The organism is Pelagibacterium sp. 26DY04, from assembly GCF_031202305.1.
Classification (GTDB): domain Bacteria; phylum Pseudomonadota; class Alphaproteobacteria; order Rhizobiales; family Devosiaceae; genus Pelagibacterium.
The window spans coordinates 3,297,010-3,313,032 of the sequence record NZ_CP101731.1; the positions used below are offsets into that span (position 1 = coordinate 3,297,010).

18 protein-coding genes are annotated in these 16,023 nt (G+C 59.8%); 13 read left to right on the forward strand and 5 right to left on the reverse strand.

The window, feature by feature from the left end; translation table 11 throughout:
* Positions 1–4: 4 nt before the first annotated feature.
* Positions 5–2,014 carry a M23 family metallopeptidase gene (locus NO932_RS16340; RefSeq protein ID WP_309208415.1) on the forward strand — a complete coding sequence of 670 codons (2,010 nt, stop codon included), beginning with the start codon at positions 5–7 and terminating at the stop codon, positions 2,012–2,014.
* Here the strand turns inward: NO932_RS16340 and NO932_RS16345 are convergent.
* A complete protein-coding gene (locus tag NO932_RS16345) occupies positions 2,011–2,193 on the reverse strand; it encodes a hypothetical protein (protein ID WP_309208416.1) in 183 nt (60 codons plus the stop codon). The genes NO932_RS16340 and NO932_RS16345 overlap by 4 nt on opposite strands.
* Positions 2,194–2,290: 97 nt before the next feature.
* Here NO932_RS16345 and NO932_RS16350 point away from each other — a divergent pair, with 97 nt between their 5' ends.
* From NO932_RS16350 to NO932_RS16365, 4 genes are all read left to right on the forward strand, one after another.
* A complete protein-coding gene (locus NO932_RS16350) occupies positions 2,291–2,722 on the forward strand; it encodes a disulfide bond formation protein B (RefSeq protein ID WP_309208418.1) in 432 nt (143 codons plus the stop codon).
* Positions 2,719–3,363: a thioredoxin domain-containing protein gene (locus NO932_RS16355; RefSeq protein WP_309208420.1), complete on the forward strand. Its 645-nt coding sequence runs from the start codon at positions 2,719–2,721 to the stop codon at positions 3,361–3,363. The genes NO932_RS16350 and NO932_RS16355 overlap by 4 nt, the downstream gene beginning before the upstream one ends.
* 1 nt (position 3,364) lies before the next feature.
* Positions 3,365–3,571 (forward strand): hypothetical protein, encoded by a 207-nt coding sequence (locus NO932_RS16360; RefSeq protein ID WP_309208421.1) that lies wholly within the window; start codon positions 3,365–3,367, stop codon positions 3,569–3,571.
* 503 nt (positions 3,572–4,074) lie between these two features.
* Positions 4,075–4,329 carry a metalloregulator ArsR/SmtB family transcription factor gene (locus NO932_RS16365; protein WP_309208423.1) on the forward strand — a complete coding sequence of 85 codons (255 nt, stop codon included), beginning with the start codon at positions 4,075–4,077 and terminating at the stop codon, positions 4,327–4,329.
* A 61-nt stretch (positions 4,330–4,390) separates the two neighbouring features.
* On the opposite strand, the gene NO932_RS16370 is transcribed toward NO932_RS16365, so the two are convergent.
* The 4 genes from NO932_RS16370 to NO932_RS16385 all read right to left on the reverse strand — a co-directional run bounded on the left by NO932_RS16370 (position 4,391) and on the right by NO932_RS16385 (position 6,707).
* Positions 4,391–5,035, reverse strand: a complete 645-nt coding sequence (locus NO932_RS16370) for a thioredoxin domain-containing protein (RefSeq protein ID WP_309208425.1) — start codon at positions 5,033–5,035, stop codon at positions 4,391–4,393.
* A gap of 69 nt (positions 5,036–5,104) precedes the next feature.
* Positions 5,105–5,740: an SCO family protein gene (locus NO932_RS16375; protein ID WP_309208427.1), complete on the reverse strand. Its 636-nt coding sequence runs from the start codon at positions 5,738–5,740 to the stop codon at positions 5,105–5,107.
* A 3-nt stretch (positions 5,741–5,743) separates the two neighbouring features.
* Positions 5,744–6,304 (reverse strand): copper chaperone PCu(A)C, encoded by a 561-nt coding sequence (locus NO932_RS16380; protein ID WP_309208428.1) that lies wholly within the window; start codon positions 6,302–6,304, stop codon positions 5,744–5,746.
* 46 nt (positions 6,305–6,350) lie between these two features.
* Complete coding sequence (locus NO932_RS16385) at positions 6,351–6,707, reverse strand: hypothetical protein (RefSeq protein ID WP_309208431.1); 357 nt, start codon at positions 6,705–6,707, stop codon at positions 6,351–6,353.
* A gap of 302 nt (positions 6,708–7,009) precedes the next feature.
* Here NO932_RS16385 and NO932_RS16390 point away from each other — a divergent pair, with 302 nt between their 5' ends.
* The 8 genes from NO932_RS16390 (at position 7,010) to phnE (ending at position 16,003) form a co-directional block, all read left to right on the forward strand.
* Complete coding sequence (locus NO932_RS16390) at positions 7,010–7,594, forward strand: DsbE family thiol:disulfide interchange protein (protein ID WP_309208433.1); 585 nt, start codon at positions 7,010–7,012, stop codon at positions 7,592–7,594.
* A gap of 25 nt (positions 7,595–7,619) precedes the next feature.
* Complete coding sequence (gene ccmI, locus NO932_RS16395) at positions 7,620–8,705, forward strand: c-type cytochrome biogenesis protein CcmI (RefSeq protein WP_309208435.1); 1,086 nt, start codon at positions 7,620–7,622, stop codon at positions 8,703–8,705.
* 100 nt (positions 8,706–8,805) lie between these two features.
* Positions 8,806–10,788, forward strand: coding sequence for a heme lyase CcmF/NrfE family subunit (locus tag NO932_RS16400; protein ID WP_309208437.1), 1,983 nt, complete (start codon positions 8,806–8,808; stop codon positions 10,786–10,788).
* 80 nt (positions 10,789–10,868) lie between these two features.
* Positions 10,869–11,249 (forward strand): cytochrome c-type biogenesis protein CcmH, encoded by a 381-nt coding sequence (locus tag NO932_RS16405; RefSeq protein WP_309208438.1) that lies wholly within the window; start codon positions 10,869–10,871, stop codon positions 11,247–11,249.
* Between the two features lie 396 nt (positions 11,250–11,645).
* On the forward strand, positions 11,646–13,529 hold the full coding sequence (locus NO932_RS16410; protein WP_309208440.1) for a cytochrome c peroxidase: 1,884 nt from the start codon (positions 11,646–11,648) through the stop codon (positions 13,527–13,529).
* Complete coding sequence (locus NO932_RS16415; protein WP_309208442.1) at positions 13,510–14,409, forward strand: phosphate/phosphite/phosphonate ABC transporter substrate-binding protein; 900 nt, start codon at positions 13,510–13,512, stop codon at positions 14,407–14,409. Before NO932_RS16410 ends, NO932_RS16415 begins: the two co-directional genes overlap by 20 nt.
* A 5-nt stretch (positions 14,410–14,414) precedes the next feature.
* Positions 14,415–15,194 (forward strand): ATP-binding cassette domain-containing protein, encoded by a 780-nt coding sequence (locus NO932_RS16420; protein WP_309208444.1) that lies wholly within the window; start codon positions 14,415–14,417, stop codon positions 15,192–15,194.
* Positions 15,191–16,003 (forward strand): phosphonate ABC transporter, permease protein PhnE, encoded by an 813-nt coding sequence (gene phnE, locus NO932_RS16425; protein ID WP_309208446.1) that lies wholly within the window; start codon positions 15,191–15,193, stop codon positions 16,001–16,003. Before NO932_RS16420 ends, phnE begins: the two co-directional genes overlap by 4 nt.
* The last annotated feature ends 20 nt before the right edge of the window (positions 16,004–16,023 follow it).

The following is a 16,023-nucleotide window of genomic DNA, read 5'->3' on the forward strand; positions in this document are numbered from 1 at the left end:
TGACGTGACCAAGCCCCATACATGGTACGGCAGCGCGATAGTGGCTATTTCTTCAAAAAAATCGCGAAACAGGCAAACCACTACGCAGAGGATGAGAGGCGCTCACCTGCTGCGCATAGGGGTTGTTGACGAACCTCCGCTCTCGGTCAGAGGGTTGGATGCGCAGTTCACCGTGCTTGGAGATATCAATCCCAGGGCCGTCACATCCACCGTCGTAGCCGGGGTATCTTGCTTCCTGCTCATGAACGCAGCTCTTTACCTCGCGTTCGATGGCCGGGAGTCTTTCTCGACCCCCACGGAAGCCTTGCGTATTCCCGTTCAGGCCCCGGCCCAAACGAGTGCGAATGGGAAGACCAACAGGGTCAGGGCATCGGTATCGACGGAGCGGGATCTGGTTACTTTCGAAATGGCTGTCGAAGAATCGCTAGGCTCGCAAACCCAGCTTCGCAATCAGACCTTCGTGTGGTTCAATTCAGCGCTCGCGACTTCGACAACCATTGTCTCAGCGGACATTCCTGCAATGGATACGCTGGTCGGGCGAAGCGACGATCAACCAAGGGTAGACCAGAGCATAGCGTCTTCGCTGTACGGTGAACCTGTGCAATCTGAAGTCGCTCTGTCCATGACGCCGCTCAGTTTCTCGACACCCCCAACGCTCGGACTCTCCGACCAGGCAGCAGTCGAGTACGTCATGTCGGATTCGGGACAGGCCCGCATAGCTTTGGCGTCGTTCTTCTCCGAACTTTCCAGCTATGCGCCCCCGAGTGGGGTTTTGCCCATCACGGACGTCGAACCGGGGAGGATCATCACCTCGGAACCCGAAAACATTACCGTTGTCCCGAAGTCGATACGTTCGGATGGATGGTCAGAGCGGTTGCTTAAGCTCGATGAGGAACGCGAACTCTCAACGTTGCTCGGGGAAAACGGGTTCGCGGAGGCCGATGCGGCGACAATTTTGAGATGGGCGAGGACCGCCTACGGAATGGATAGCCTGCCTCCCCTTTCCCGCTTGCGGATCCTCTACTACTCGGGCCGACAGGACGGAGTGGAAGCTATCCCAATGCGCATCAGCGTCTATCGTCACGACGCGACGGCAAATGCGGACACGCACGCGTTTACAAGTGCGCGAACGGACAATGGCGGTTTCGTGCTGGCTAACGAGCCTCCCAGAATTGCGATGCCGGAAGAGAACGTCGAGCAGGTGAACGCGGCGCGACTTCCTTCACTCTATCAGTCCATCTGGGAGTTGGGTCGCAGAAACGGACTTGAGGACGCTGTGGTTGAAAGCGTGATCATGGCTCTTGAGGGCCAACTCGATCTCAATGAACGCATCACGCCTGGCACCACGATCGAAATCCTTGCGGCGGTGGACAGCGACGGCCGAAGCCAGGCGCTCTATGTCGCGCTTTCGGAAAGCACCCGCCTTCGGGAGTTGTTTCAGTTTGTTGGGCAGGACGGAACAGCATTCTATATGGATCGGGCCGGCCAGTCCTGGGGACCGATGTTCTTGCGGAGGCCACTCGAAGGTGGGGGGCGCCTAACATCTCCCATGGGGATGCGCACGCATCCCGTTACAGGAGAGATTCTCGGGCACGAGGGAGTGGATCTTGCCGCACCCGCGGGGACGCCGATCTACGCGTCAGCGGATGGACAGGTCGCCATGGCGCAATGGAATGGCGGCTACGGGCGTCACGTCCGCCTCACGCACGAAAATGGCTATGTCACCTCATATTCTCATATGAGCCGGATCGCTGATGGCATCGAGCCCGGCGCCGTCGTCCGGCAAGGCGACGTGATCGGATATGTGGGAACGACAGGTCTTTCGACCGGCAATCACCTCCACTTCGAACTAAGCGTCAACGGACGGCTTCTCAACGCGCTGGAAGCCCGGCTCCCTGCAAGCCACTCGCTGACGCCAAGCGAGATGACCGAGTTCGCGCGGATCGTTGAGAACATCGACAACCTGGCGCGCACGGGGGCAGCCAACGGCGCGGGCCTGGCAAGTGGCGGCTAGTCGACAGCGTCCGTTTCGACCGTCTGGGAGGCTCGGACTTCGTTTGGAACATGGGTAAACGACAAAATGAAAACACCACCGACGATCACCAGGAGAACGGCAAGCACGGCGATATTGCGAACGCGCAGAGAAGACATCAGCAGAACCTGCTCAAAGAAAACAGAGATGACGACGTCCATCCAAGTCGCAGGACGCATCAGCGCAGCAGTTGTAGTCGGCAATGGAAACCATGGAAACTGCGACAAAGTCGCCTCGCATTCCGGAAAGGCTCGCTAGATGCAAATCCGACGGCAGGATGTTCCCTCTATCGCCATGTATGTCGCCTGGACCATCGCCCTCGTTGCGACCGGCGGCGCCATTTTCATTGGCGAGGTCATGGGACAGACCCCGTGTGTCCTATGCTGGTATCAGCGGATATTCATGTTCCCGATGGCGCTGATATTGGGGCTGGCCTGCTTCAAGGGCGATCTCGGGGGAGCCAAGTATGGTCTCCTTGTGGCCGTTCCGGGCCTCCTGATCGCGGGTTGGCATACCAGTTTGTATTTCGGGCTTATCTCACAGGCCATCGCGCCATGCTCGCAAGGCGTATCCTGTACGGACGCGAACATGACGATCTGGGGAGCGGTGCCGCTTCCCCTTCTTTCCACCCTTTCATTCATAGCGATCGCAGCCCTCCTCCTGATTGCGCTGCGCAAGGAGAAGTCATGAACAGACGTGCGCTCGTAATTGGAACTCTCGCCGTCGGCGTTTTGGCCCTGGCGGGCGGAGCCTACCTTTACCAATCCAACCAGACCCAGCAAGCGGTGGCGCTCGCCAGTGAGAATGCGGATATTCTCGTCCGCCCCAACTCGCCGGTATTGGGACCGGAAAACGCCCGGGTCACCCTCGTCGAGTTTCTTGATCCTGCCTGCGAGGCGTGTCGCGCCTTCTATCCCGTGGTCAAAGGCTTACTGGATGACAATCCGGAAGATCTAAGACTCGTGGTGCGCTATGCACCCTTTCATGACGGTTCCGAAGAAGCCGTCGGCATTATAGAGGCGGCCCGCGCCCAGGACCTGTTCGAGCCGGTGATGGAGATGGTCTTCGCCAGCCAGCCGGCATGGGCCGCACACGGCAGTCCGAACCTCGAGATCGCATGGAGCGCCGCCGAGGCCGCGGGTCTCGACGTGGAGAGGGCCCGGATCGACATGAGCTCTCCTGCCACCGTTGCCCTGATCAATCAGGACAAGGCGGACATCGCCCAACTCGAAATCCGCCAGACACCCACCTTCTTCATCAACGGCACACCCTTGACTGAATACTCTTTCGAAGCGCTCGTTTCGGAGGTTGAGCGGGCTTTGAGCAATTGAGATGACGCACGGCAGCGGGGAACATGGCGGTCTAACGAAGGCGCTCGGTCTCGTGCGGCTTTCCCTCTACGGAGTGGGCACCATTATCGGCGCCGGAATCTATTCGGTAATCGGTCCGGCCGCCGGTGCGGCGGGTGAAGGCGTCTGGCTGAGCTTTCTTATCAGGCGGACGGCGCTGGCAGTACTCGGCGTGGCCGACCGGAATTGAAGTCAAACTGCCTACGGAGGCGAAAGCTGGATGAACCTCTTTCTCCATTGCGAGCCCTGCTGCTCCCCATGAAGTGATGAGGCTGACAAGTCCGAAAAGAAGGATGCTTGCTTTTTTCATTATCGTGATCTCCCCGACGGAGTTCACGATAGGCAGCCCGGATTGCCTCGATAGAAAAACTACAAGATAGTTTTGAATCGAGTTTTATAATGCGGATTGTCAGTCTGTTAGGAATAATGAAGGCGTGAGGTTTAGTCAGAGGATTGGGTTTCTAGCAGTTCAGGTCGACCTTGGGCCTGCTGCTCTAGATTGGCTAACGCTATTGGCTGTAAGGCCCTCCGCCGGGAGGCAACCACGATCGAGGTTGGGTTCCAACACGACTTTAGGACTGTGGCGGATCAGCAGCGCACCAGGGGATATCAGCCTCCAGCATCCGGGATATACACAACACTTCGGCGCTATCGAGCGCTCAACTGAACGCGTTGGCCGAGGCGTTTCGGCTATTGGGCGAACCCAACCGGCTCCGGATCATTATGTACTGCACAAGCGCACCTAAATCAGTTGGGGATATTGCCGCCAAACTTGAACTTTCGCAAACGCTGGTGAGCCATCATTTGCGCTTGCTGCGTGGTGCACGGCTACTGATTGGCAAGCGACAATCACAGCATGTTTTTTACAGCATCCCCGACCGCCATGTCAGCGATATGATCTCCAACATGGCGGCACATTTCAGGGAGGCTTCAGCCCTGAAGCGGTGACACAAGCTGCAAGTTGTCAACCGCTCCAAACCTTATGCCATCTTCAATGAGCACGGCGCGATCAGTTGCCCAGCGCTTCATGGACCTGTTCATCCAGCCGCTCGAAGTTGTATTCCGTCAAGGGCTGTCCATTGATGAAAAATGTGGGAGTCTGCCCAATCTGAAGTTGCTCGATATCGGCGAGATCCTGACTGAGGAGAGCCACCATCGCGGGCGATCGCATGTCGATGCGCGCGCGTTCCACATCGAGCCCGGCTTCCTCTGCGGCCGTCCATGCCAGGTCCATTTTAGGGCTGCCGTGAGCCGCCCACTGGGGTTGAGCGGCAAAAATGGCTTCCATCACTGGAACATAGAGATCCTGCGCACGCGCGGCCTCTAAAATGCCGACGGCTTCTTCGGAACCGTCATGAAAGGGTGCATAGCGCACCACGAGCCTCACATCTTCTGGGCTCTCATCGAGGATCGATTTGACCACCGGATAAAACGCCCGGCACGCCTCACAGGCAGGGTCAAGAAATTCGACGATCGTTACGCGTGCGTCTTCCGGTCCGATAATCGGTGAATTTGGCCGGATCAGCACGGCAGCGTTTTCGTTCGCTATTGCCACGGCCTGCTCGGCCTGATTGGCGTTATAGAGATAGGCACTGCCTGCAAGTGCCGCGCCGGCGACAACCAATGTGCCAACAACCACTGTGCGTCTGTTCATGTTTTCTCCTCGCGCAACACGGTTTTCATCGTGATTGCTGCGCTAGCTGTAAATAAAGTAGCGGTAGGCTCATCCGGCGTCCGCAAGTCGCCTGACCTTGGCAATGGCCGTTTCCGAATTCTCTTCATAGGAGATCGTGCCGAAGAAACGTCCACCGCTGTCGAGCATGAAGACCGATGCGGTGTGGTCGACGTTGTAACCGCCCCCTTCAAGATCGGTCCTTTGCGTGAAGACGCCCCAGGCATCGATCATTTCCGCGATCTCTTCGGGCTCGCCGGTCAATCCGATGATCCTCTCCGAGAACCAACCCACATACTCGGCCATAACCTCAACCGTATCCCGTTCAGGATCGGCGGTGACGAAGAAGGCCTGCATGTCGTTGGCGTCACCCCCTAGTTCGGTAAACCAATACTCGATGTCGGCGAGCGTGGTCGGGCAGACATCGGGGCAATGGGTGAAGCCAAAAAAGACCAGCGACGGCTTGCCCACGAAAATCGAATCATCAACATCCTCGCCAGTGTGCGTGACCAGTCGATAGTCGCCGGCGCCATACTGGCCATCCTGCGCTTCGGCCAGTCTTTGGGTGACCGAAGCGGGAGCAGGGGTAGACAGGGAACCGTACCATGTCCATCCTGCCCAAAGCGCGGCCACGCAAACCATGCCCCACAGCACCAGCCTCACCGTCTTCAAGGTCGAGTGCGTCATCTCTCAGTGCCCTTGATGGCTGGATCCATTTCTCTCCGCGCCGTCGTCAGGAGCTTCGCGGGCGGCGATGCCGGCAACGGGGACTTCGATCTCGATAGTTCCCGCCTGCTCGAACTGCAAAGTCAGTAGAAATGCTTCGCCTTCAACCAGTGGCTGGTTGAGACCGACCAGCATGAGATGGAGCCCGCTCGGTTCGAATGTAACCGTTTCACCGGCGGGAAGAAGGACGCCGTCGGGCACCTCGCGCATTCGCATGACGTCGCCTTCAACAGTGGACGAGTGAATCTGGACCTCCCCTGCAATCGATGTTGAGGCTCCGATCAACCGATCGTCGGCGGGACCGCTATTGGTCAAGGAGAAATAGGCCCCACCGTTTGGCGCGCGCGGCAGAGTTGCCCGAGCGAAAAGCCCCTCCAGTTCAAACTCTTCAATCATAATGGCCGCATTGGCCTGGGCTTCCGTACCGGAGTGACTAAGTTCCGGGGCCAGCTGAGCTGATACTGGTAGAGCGAATGTGAAAAGAAGCGCGGCCACAAGGGAAACGCGCAAAAGCGTATAGATCATTCTGATGACTCCAGCAAAGGAAAGGTCTGAGTGACGTAAAGTGCGGTCAGTTCAGGGCTGGAGGCGCTCGTGGGTTGGGAAGCGAATAGGCCGCCTGACTGGCAGAGATGTCGATTTCATTTGAGCAGCCGACAGCTATGAAAGAGAGATAGGCCGGAACGACAACACTTGGAGGCGGTGGTAGCACAGCCAGATCGGGACGACAGGCGTGGCAGGGTGTGTGGCTCGCGTCAGTTTTGTCATGGCCGCTGCCACAGATGGAAAAATTGGCAGCGGACCAGACTGCCCCCTCTTCCGCAAATGCCGGCAGTTGAGGTGACTGATATGCGAACGACAAGAAGAACAGCGCCAGAACGACCAGCGCTTTCCCGACCTCCCCGCCGATGTCACGCGCAAGGCTCATGCCTCCGGCATCCTGATTTCCGATTGCGGCTTGTACACAATCACGAATTGAAACCAATGCGGCACATTGACACCGCTCACCACGCAAAAAGTGGTCCGCGAATATGATGGACCAACAGTCACTACGCGCGACGCCAATGCCCCGAAACTATACTTACCTCGGGCACGATACTAGAGTGCGAGCGGCGCCACAAATTTTGGTGATGCGGCAAAAAGACCTCAAATTTCTGCTTGAACCTATAGCGGCTCTAGGAGGCAAGATGCTCGTGACGTGCCTTACTGGAGGTTTCTTGGATCGTATCAATGGCACCCATTTCGGAAATCTCGGGAGAGCACAATGCGGCAGGCTCGAGACGCAGCAGGTCGCTGTATCTTTTTGTGCCGCTGGCGTTCGTGGCTGCTCTCGTCCTTGTGTTCGGCTGGGGCCTGACTCGTGATCCGGGTGCTCTGCCGTCACCTTTGATAGGGCAGTCCGTGCCGGCCTTCTCACTACCCCCTGTTGCAGGGCGGGAGTTGGGTCTGTCCAGCCAGGATTTGGTCGGAGAGATGAGCTTGGTAAATGTCTTTGCGTCTTGGTGTGTGCCCTGTCGTGAAGAGCATCCTTTGTTGATGCGGCTTAAAGAAGAGGGGCAGGTCACGGTGTACGGGATCAACTACAAAGACAATCCATCCGCCGCTGACCAATGGCTCAACGCCTTGGGCGACCCCTTTACGAGAACCGGCGCTGACGTGGACGGCCGTGTTGCGATCGAATGGGGCGTCTACGGCGTGCCAGAGACGTTCGTAGTCGATGCAGAGGGAACTATCGTCTACAAGCACATAGGGGTCCTGACCGACCAAGCTCTCCAGAACGATATTTTGCCACTGTTTTCGCAGGTCACGCAATGACCCGAAACCGTTCCGAGAGGCGTAATTGAGCGCGAATTTGTTTTGGACATTTGCAGTTCTAGGTGTTCTCGGGAGCATCGCGGTGCTGGCTCGGAGCTTGAGAACGAGACTTGAATCTCCGCAAAAGGGCGCGACGCTGGATGCAATGCGTGCCTTCTTCCGTGACCAGCTGGATGGGATAGACCGCGATCATGAAACTGGGAGGATTTCTGCGGACGAAGCGACCGCAGCTCGTGCTGAACTCGCGCGCGAAGTGCTCCGCCAGGAAAAGGATCATGTTGGCAGCACAGGAGCCCGAAGCGGCAAGCTGGCCATTTGGACGACCCTTCCGACCATCGCACTCGTTGCATTAGGGATTTATGCTTGGGTGGGTCGCGCCGATCTTCCAAACGCGCCTTTGGTCGGGCGCGAAACTCCCGTTCAGGCTGCGGCCATCGATATCGAGGCTGCCATTGCCACCGTCGAGGCCCGAATGGCGGAAACCCCCGACGATGTGCGCGGCTGGTTGGTTCTGGCGCCAATCTACATGGATCAGGGCAGGTACGCGGAAGCGGCAAATGCCTGGCGCCGTGTTCTGGCGCTCGAACCGCCGACGGCGGACCGACAAACCAATCTCGCTGAAGCACTGATCGTCGGCGACGATGGAGCTTTTGGCGAAGAAACGCTGGCGCTCCTTGAAAGCGCAATGAGCACGGATCCGCTTCATGTCCGCTCGCGGTTTTATCTCGCGGGAGAGTTGACGCGTTCGGGTCAATATGGCGAGGCCGTTGCCTTATGGGAAGAGTTGCTGGCCATCGCAACCGGCGAGGAGGCCTGGGTTGAAACCGCACGCTCGGGCTTGGCCACCGCGCAAGCGGGAACGCGCGGCGAAGACATCGGGCAGGAAGACCAGACCAATGAGGCCGTACGCGGCATGGTCGAGGGGTTGGCTGCCCGGCTCGACAGCACCGGGGGCAGCCTGGCCGAATGGATGCAGTTGGTGCGTTCCCGCAATCAACTCTACGGCCCGGATGCGGCCAGATCGGATCTCGAGCGCGGTCTGGCCGCTCTTTCAGGTGAGGATCGTCTGACCCTTGAGGATTTTGGTCGGGATCTGGGATTGGTGGAATAGAAATGGCAGTGATCTCCAAAGAGCAAGCCAGACGATCCCCGCCACCATGCGGTGTTGCGTTTCGGTCATTGCCGAGTATCGGTCAGGGGAGGAATGTGGAATGACGATCGAGTTGGGCCATCTGGCGCTTATACTTGCCTTCGTGATTGCGGCCGCTCAGGCCGGAATCGGCTTTGCGTTCTGGCGCGGCAACGAAATGGCGCAACGCTTCGTGAAGCATGCAGCACTTCTGCAGTTCGGTCTCGTGGGGCTTTCCTTCGCAGCGCTCGTTCAAGCCTTCATGAGCGATGACTTCTCGTTGCGGCTGGCTGTACAGCACTCCAACTCCCTCCAACCGATGCTCTACAAATTCACTAGCACATGGGGCAATCACGAGGGTTCCATGCTGCTGTTCGTTCTCACACTCACGCTGTTTGGTGCCGCGGTAGCTGCGTTCGGACGCAATCTTCCTAACGAGCTCAAAACCCTGGTTTTGGCAAACCAAGGACTGATGGTCGCGGCGTTCTCCGCCTTTGTGATCTTCACATCGAATCCGTTCTGGCGGCTCGATCCCGCGCCGTTCGACGGAACCGAACTCAACCCGATCCTTCAAGATATCGGCCTCGCCATCCACCCCCCGCTGCTCTATCTGGGCTATGTCGGGTTCTCGATCTGCTTTTCCTTCGCGATCGCTGCACTGGTGTCGGGCCGGATCGATGCGGCGTGGGCGCGCTGGGTGCGGCCCTGGACACTGGCGAGCTGGGCGTTTCTCACCCTCGGGATCGCCATGGGGTCCTACTGGGCCTACTATGAGCTGGGCTGGGGCGGCTGGTGGTTCTGGGATCCGGTGGAGAACGCCAGCTTCATGCCGTGGCTGGCGGGAACCGCGCTGCTGCATTCGGCGGTCGTCATGGAAAAGCGCAACGCGCTCAAGATCTGGACAATATTTCTGGCTATCGTCACCTTCTCGCTATCGCTGCTCGGCACCTTCCTCGTGCGCTCGGGCATTCTCACCTCGGTTCATGCCTTCGCTTCCGATCCCACGCGCGGCACAGTCATTCTCGCGATGCTTGCCGCATTGATCGGTGGGGCATTCACGCTTTTTGCCCTGCGCGCTTCCTCACTTCGTCACGGTGGCCTCTTTGCCCCAATCAGTCGGGAAGGCGCGCTGATCCTGAACAATGTCTTCCTTGCTGCTGCAACGACAGGTGTTTTGATCGGTACGCTCTATCCTCTTGTTCTAGAATCCTTTACGGGCGCCCGCATCACGGTTGGAGCACCGTTTTTTGATCTGACCTTCGGCGCGCTCATGATGCCGTTGCTGCTCCTGATCCCGTTCGGGCCGTTCCTTGCCTGGAAGCGCGGTGATCTGGTTGCTGTTGGGCAGCGGCTCATTGCGGCCATAGTGGTCACGCTGGTGCTGGCCCTTCTCGTCTTCGCCTTTCTGGGTTTCCCTGTAACACTCGCACCGATCGGCCTCGGAATTGGCATTTGGGTGATGGTCGGCGCGATTGCCGAAATCGCCGATCGCATCGCGGCCGGCCGGGTTGCACCGAGACAGAGCTGGGCGCGTCTCAAAGGTCTGCCGCGAACGGCTTGGTCGACGGCAATCGCTCATTTCGGCGTGGGAGTATCGGTCATCGGCATCGTCTGTGCCACGGCGTTCCAGACTGAAATCGTCACATCAATGCGTGCGGGCGAGACCATCGAGATTTCTGAATACTCGGTGACCTATCAGGGTGAAACCCAGGTAGGCGGCCCGAACTTCACCGCCGAACGCGGTTCATTCATGATCCATTCGCCTTGGGATGGCGAAAGGGAAATAACATCGGAGCGCCGGATCTACCCAGTTAGTGGCACGCCAACCACCGAGGCAGGAATCCGCACATATGGATTGAGCCAAATGTACGTTCAATTCGGAGAACGTTTCGGTACTGATGGCCGGGTCGTGCGTCTTTGGCACAAGCCGTTTGTCCTTTTGATCTGGCTGGGCACGCTCTTCATGGCAGGTGCGGGGTTTCTCTCGTTGACCGACCGGAGGCTGCGCATCGGGGCGCCTGCGGTGGCCAGGAACAGGACTAAGCCGGTAGAGGCGCGCCCATGAGGAAGTTGATTATTCTCATAGTAACCCTCGGAGCGCTTCTAACCCCCGTAGCCGTCCCAGCCGTTCAGCCGGACGAAGTATTGGCCAACCCGGTCCTCGAACAGCGTGCCCGCGCCATCTCGAGCAACCTGCGTTGCCTTGTGTGTCAGAACCAATCGATCGATGACTCGGACGCGCCCCTTGCCCGGGATTTGCGACTAATCGTGCGTGAACGTCTTATCTCAGGGGATTCCGACACCGAGGTGTATGATTTCGTCGTAGCGCGCTATGGCGAGTTCGTACTGCTCAATCCGGTGTTTGCCGGTCATACCATCTTTCTCTGGGTTGCAACGCCGATCCTCCTGTTAGCAAGTCTGATCGCACTGGCCGTTTTGGCTGCCAGGCGCCGAAACATCCGAACTGGCGCTCCGAGCCTTTCGTCAGAAGAAGCCAAAATCCTGGAGCAACTGCGAAGCGACTAGCCATCTACTGGTGTTCTCCGACCCTCTTGTCGTCGTAAAAGGGTAATTGTCCTCGGTCAAAGAGCTGCCATGTCGACTTCATTCCCATTAAGCTCCGGTGACTGTGATGGGTTGGCTGGCGGACTGGCTTTCACCGTAAATGGACGATCAGTTCCAATTGGTCGACCACGACGATCTCTACAACGGATTCTGCCGCATATCCGATCAGGGTTCGCGTGACCGCGGCGGGCGAGATCACGGTCACAAGCCTCCCATAGCCGAGGATTCGCATAGACCGCGGTTTCAAGTGCCACGGTACCATGACAACAGGCACAACCGGACCAACACAGCGATCCTTATTGCAAATGCTTCGCAATAGCATTATTGTTCGCGAATTGGAATTGTGCGGACTCAATCATGCTCGAGGTCTTTCGAAGGTCGCGGATTGCAATCTTTCTGGTCATGGTGCTGTTGACGCCTACGGCCTTCTCGACGGTCGTCACCGAGGAACCCTGGCATCCTGCCGCCGCCGCTTATCGTACCATGCTGTTCATGGCAGATCTCGTGCCAGCGCCGTGGGACGAGATCCGAAGAGCCTATGAGGAACCGCATCCGGCCGCTGCCATCCAACGACCGGCCAGTACCTATTTCGACGCTTTGCCAGCGGATATGAACGTTGCGATCGTCGACGCTATCGCTTCGGAAAACCGTCAGGCCCTTTACGAAGCATCAACGCGAGCTGTCTCCTGGCTCGCGAGAGCGGCGCTCGCCGAGACCGCCGCGGCTCTAGCCGATCCGGGAAGGGCCCAGCAGAAGGCGCTAGAGGCACAAGCCTACTACAGGGCCTTCGCATCGTTCATCGAAGAGGCTGATCGTGAAGCGGCCCGGCGCCTTGGCTTTGCCTGGCTCGAGTTGATGAGCGCGATCGGCACGACGGGCATCATGGGAGCCAACGTGATCGGCACGGACGAAGAGACCTTCCAGCGAGCGTGGGCGGAGATCGATGCCTATCTCGCTGCAAACTTCGAGCCGACTAGTTTTGTCGAAAGACGGACGTTGACCCCCCAGCCGGAAAGCGTTGTCGCCACGCGTGGCGAGGTACAGGTCGCCGCCTGGCTGCCGCCGGGGTCCAGCCTCGCCGATCAGGATCCGTTGCCCCGGCTGGTCCTGAACTTCGAGGAGCGCGGCATCGACGAGGCGGAACTGCCCTTGATCGCCTTCGGAGACATGCTCTTCGACAGCTCGAACATCTTTGGCGAACCCGCCCGGTCATTGGGCATCACGTGCTCGAACTGCCACAACCGAAGCGACATCAACCAGAGCTTCTTCATCCCCGGAATCAGCCATCAGCCGGGTGCAGTCGATGTGCGCGGGTCCTTCTTCAACCCCCTCTTCAACGATCAGCGTCGCGGCAGCCTCGACATCCCGTCGCTGCGCGGTCTGCGCTTCACCGGACCCTACGGCCGGGATGGCCGTTTCGCCAGCCTGTCGGAGTTTACGCGCAACGTGATCGTCAGCGAGTTCGGTGGACCTGAGCCGACGCCGTTCCAGCTCGACGCGCTGGTTGCCTACATGCTGGAGTTCGACTTCCTGCCGAACGCACGGATCGACGGGATGGGCCGCCTGACAGCGGGGGCAACCGATTCCGAACTGCGCGGGGAGGAGCTCTTCCGCAGACCGTTCGCGCAGATGGACGGGAGGGCCTGCGCGTCGTGCCATGTGCCGTCCTCGGCCTTCCTCGATCGGCAATCGCACAACATCGGCTCCGGCTCGGAAGGTTACGGCGGCGCCATGGACGGCTATTTCGATACGCCCACGCTGCTGGGGATCAACTTCACCGCACCCTACTTCCATGACGGTTCACAGCCAACTCTGGCCAGTGTGGTGGATTGGTTCGATACTCGCTTCGAGCTAGGCCTCGCCGACCAGGAGCGAGACGATCTCGTGGCCTATCTACAGGCGGTCGGCGCGGCCGACGAGCCTTACCAGACGTTCGACGACCGCGACACGGTCTTCCGGCTCGCCTGGGAAGAGCTGACGACCTTTGCCACCACCTTCGACACGCTTGCCAGGAACCAGGATGCGGTGAACGCTAACCTGATGCTCGAAACTGTCGCCCTTGATCTGGCGCTCGACGCCACGGGGATGTTCAACTCCAGGGCACGAGCACAGGTCTTCGAGCTCGTCGATATCCTCAACGGCATGCGGACAGCGGTCAACGCCGGCAACTGGACCGAAGCCGAGACGCTCTGGGCCGACTTCCAGGAGATGAGGGACCTCTATGAAGACGACATGTACTGAGCCGTATCCCTTTTCTCCGAAGCGGCGCACGCTGCTGCTGTCGATGGCGGTCCTGCCTTTCGCGCCTGCAATGGCGTGGGCGCAGGCGGACGAGGGCCTGACGCTCGCCTTCGTTCCGCAGGAGGACCCCGAGAAGCTTCTCGGCGATATCCGGGTCATCACCGAATGGCTGGGCGGAGAGCTCGGCATGCCGGTACGCGGCTTCGTGACCAGCGATCACGCGGCGGCCGTCGAGGCCCTGCGCAACGGCGATGCTGATATCTCCTTCATGGGAGCACTGCCCTATGTCCTCGCCAATGAATATGCCGGCGCCACGGCCATCCTGCAGGAGGTCTATTTCGGCAGGCCCTATTATACCGCGCGCCTGTTCGTGCGTAGGGATAGCGGCATCGCCGAGCTCGCGGACCTGCGCGGCAAGACCATTGCCTTCGCCGATCCGATCTCGGAATCGGGCTACTACTATCCGCTGGATCTCTTCGCGGAGGCGGGGCTGTTCCAGCGCGGCGACGATCCGAGAACCTTCTTCGACCGCGTTCTGTTCGCGGGCGGATATCAGCAGGCGATCCAGGCCGTGGCGAACGGGCTGGTCGATGCGGCGGGCGCCAGCCAGTACGCCGACATGCTGCTGACGCCGGGTCAGCAGCTCGAGGTCACATGGATCGCCGAATCCCGGCCGATCCCCTCGCACAGCGTCATCGCGCGCGGTGACCTGGCGCCTGACCTGCGCGATGCCTTCGTTTCCGCGATGCTGAGGTTGAACGAGCCGGATCTGCGATATCTGCTTCAATACGTCTACGGCCCGGACGGCTACGTCGTCGCGGATCTGGCTGCCTATGAGGAGGTCAGAACCCTGGCGAGGGCCTATGGTTTGCTGAGATAGAGGCCATGGCGTCCGACGCAATCCTACTTCGGGATCTGAGCTTCCGGTATCCGGGCGACGGGCGGCCGGTCCTGACGATCTCCGAGCTACGCGTGCCGATGGGACAGCGCGTGGCGCTGATCGGCGCCTCCGGCGCGGGCAAGAGCACGCTTCTGCGCCTCATCGACGGGCGACTGCGCGGCTGGTCAGGCAGTTGCGAGGTCCTCGGCCTCCCATTGGGTCCGAATCGCCCGCCGCCCCGGGCGTGGCGCCGCCGCGTAGGCTTCGTTTTCCAGGAATTCGCGCTGGTCGAGCGGGGGACTGCGCGGGACAACGTGCTGAACGGTCGGCTGGGCCATGCCGATCCGTTCTGGACTCTCATGGGCCGGTTCGGGGAAGACGACTTCGCGATCACCGATCAGGCAATACGCGATGTGGGGATGGAAGTTTTCGCGGACCGCCGCGTCGACCGGCTCAGCGGTGGCCAGCGTCAGAGGATCGCCATCGCGCGCTGCCTCGCGCAGGAACCGCACCTGCTGCTGGCCGACGAGCCGGTCAGCAGTCTCGATCCCGTAAGGGCCAGCGCAGTCCTCGAGCTGTTGCAACGGGCGGTCACGAGCCGTGAGACTACGCTGGTACTGTCCTCGCATCAGCCGGGGTTGGTCGCGGGCTACGTGGACCGCTTCATCGCGCTCGAAGAGGGACGCATCGTTTTCGACGGGCCCCCGGACGCGCTGAACGAAGCCCAACTGGCCGGCATCTATGGCGTGTCCCCCCAAGGCCAGAACGAGGCGTCCCCGCGATGACGGCGAGTTCCCAAAGGCAAACCGCGGTAGGCAGCCGCGCGCGAGATCGCGACAGGCAACGCGCCTGGGGGCAGTTCCTGCTCTCGGTCATGATCGTTCTGCTCGTCGTGTGGTCGTGGAGCGGCAGCGAGATCGACCTGCCGCGCCTGGCCGAGAGCGGCGGGCGGATCGCCGAGTTCGTGGGCAGGATGATGCCGCCCGATCTTTCGGTGCTGCCGGTGGTCATCGAATCCTCGGCCGAGACGCTGCGCATTGCGATCCTGGGTACCGTGGGCTGCATTTTTCTCTCGGCCGTTCTTGGCCTGCTGGCAGCGCGGAACCTGACCCCGGCGATCGTCCATGTTCCGCTTAAGGCGGTCCTCGCTGTCATTCGTGGCGTACCGCTGATCCTCGTCGCGATGCTGATGGTCGGTGCCGTGGGGCTGGGCGCGCTGCCCGGCATACTGGCCATCGCCTTCCATGCCACCGGTATGCTCGCAAAATTCTACGCCGAGGCCATCGAGAGCATCGACCCCGCCCCAATCGAGGCGCTGGAGAGCGCCGGCGCGACCTTTCTTCAAAAGCTGCGTTTCGGCGCCTGGCCGCAGATCGCTCCGGACGTCCTTCGGGATACCTTGTTCCGCTTCGAGATGAACCTGCGCGAATCCCTCATCCTGGGCATCGTGGGGGCGGGCGGCATCGGCTTTTACATCCAGATGTATGTGCGTGCGTTCCAATACGACAAGGTCGCGACGCTGACGATCGTGGTGATCGCCTTCGTGGTCGTCATAGAACTGGTCAACAACGCCATCCGCGGCCTTCTGCGCTAGAAGCTGGGTAGCAAAGCGAT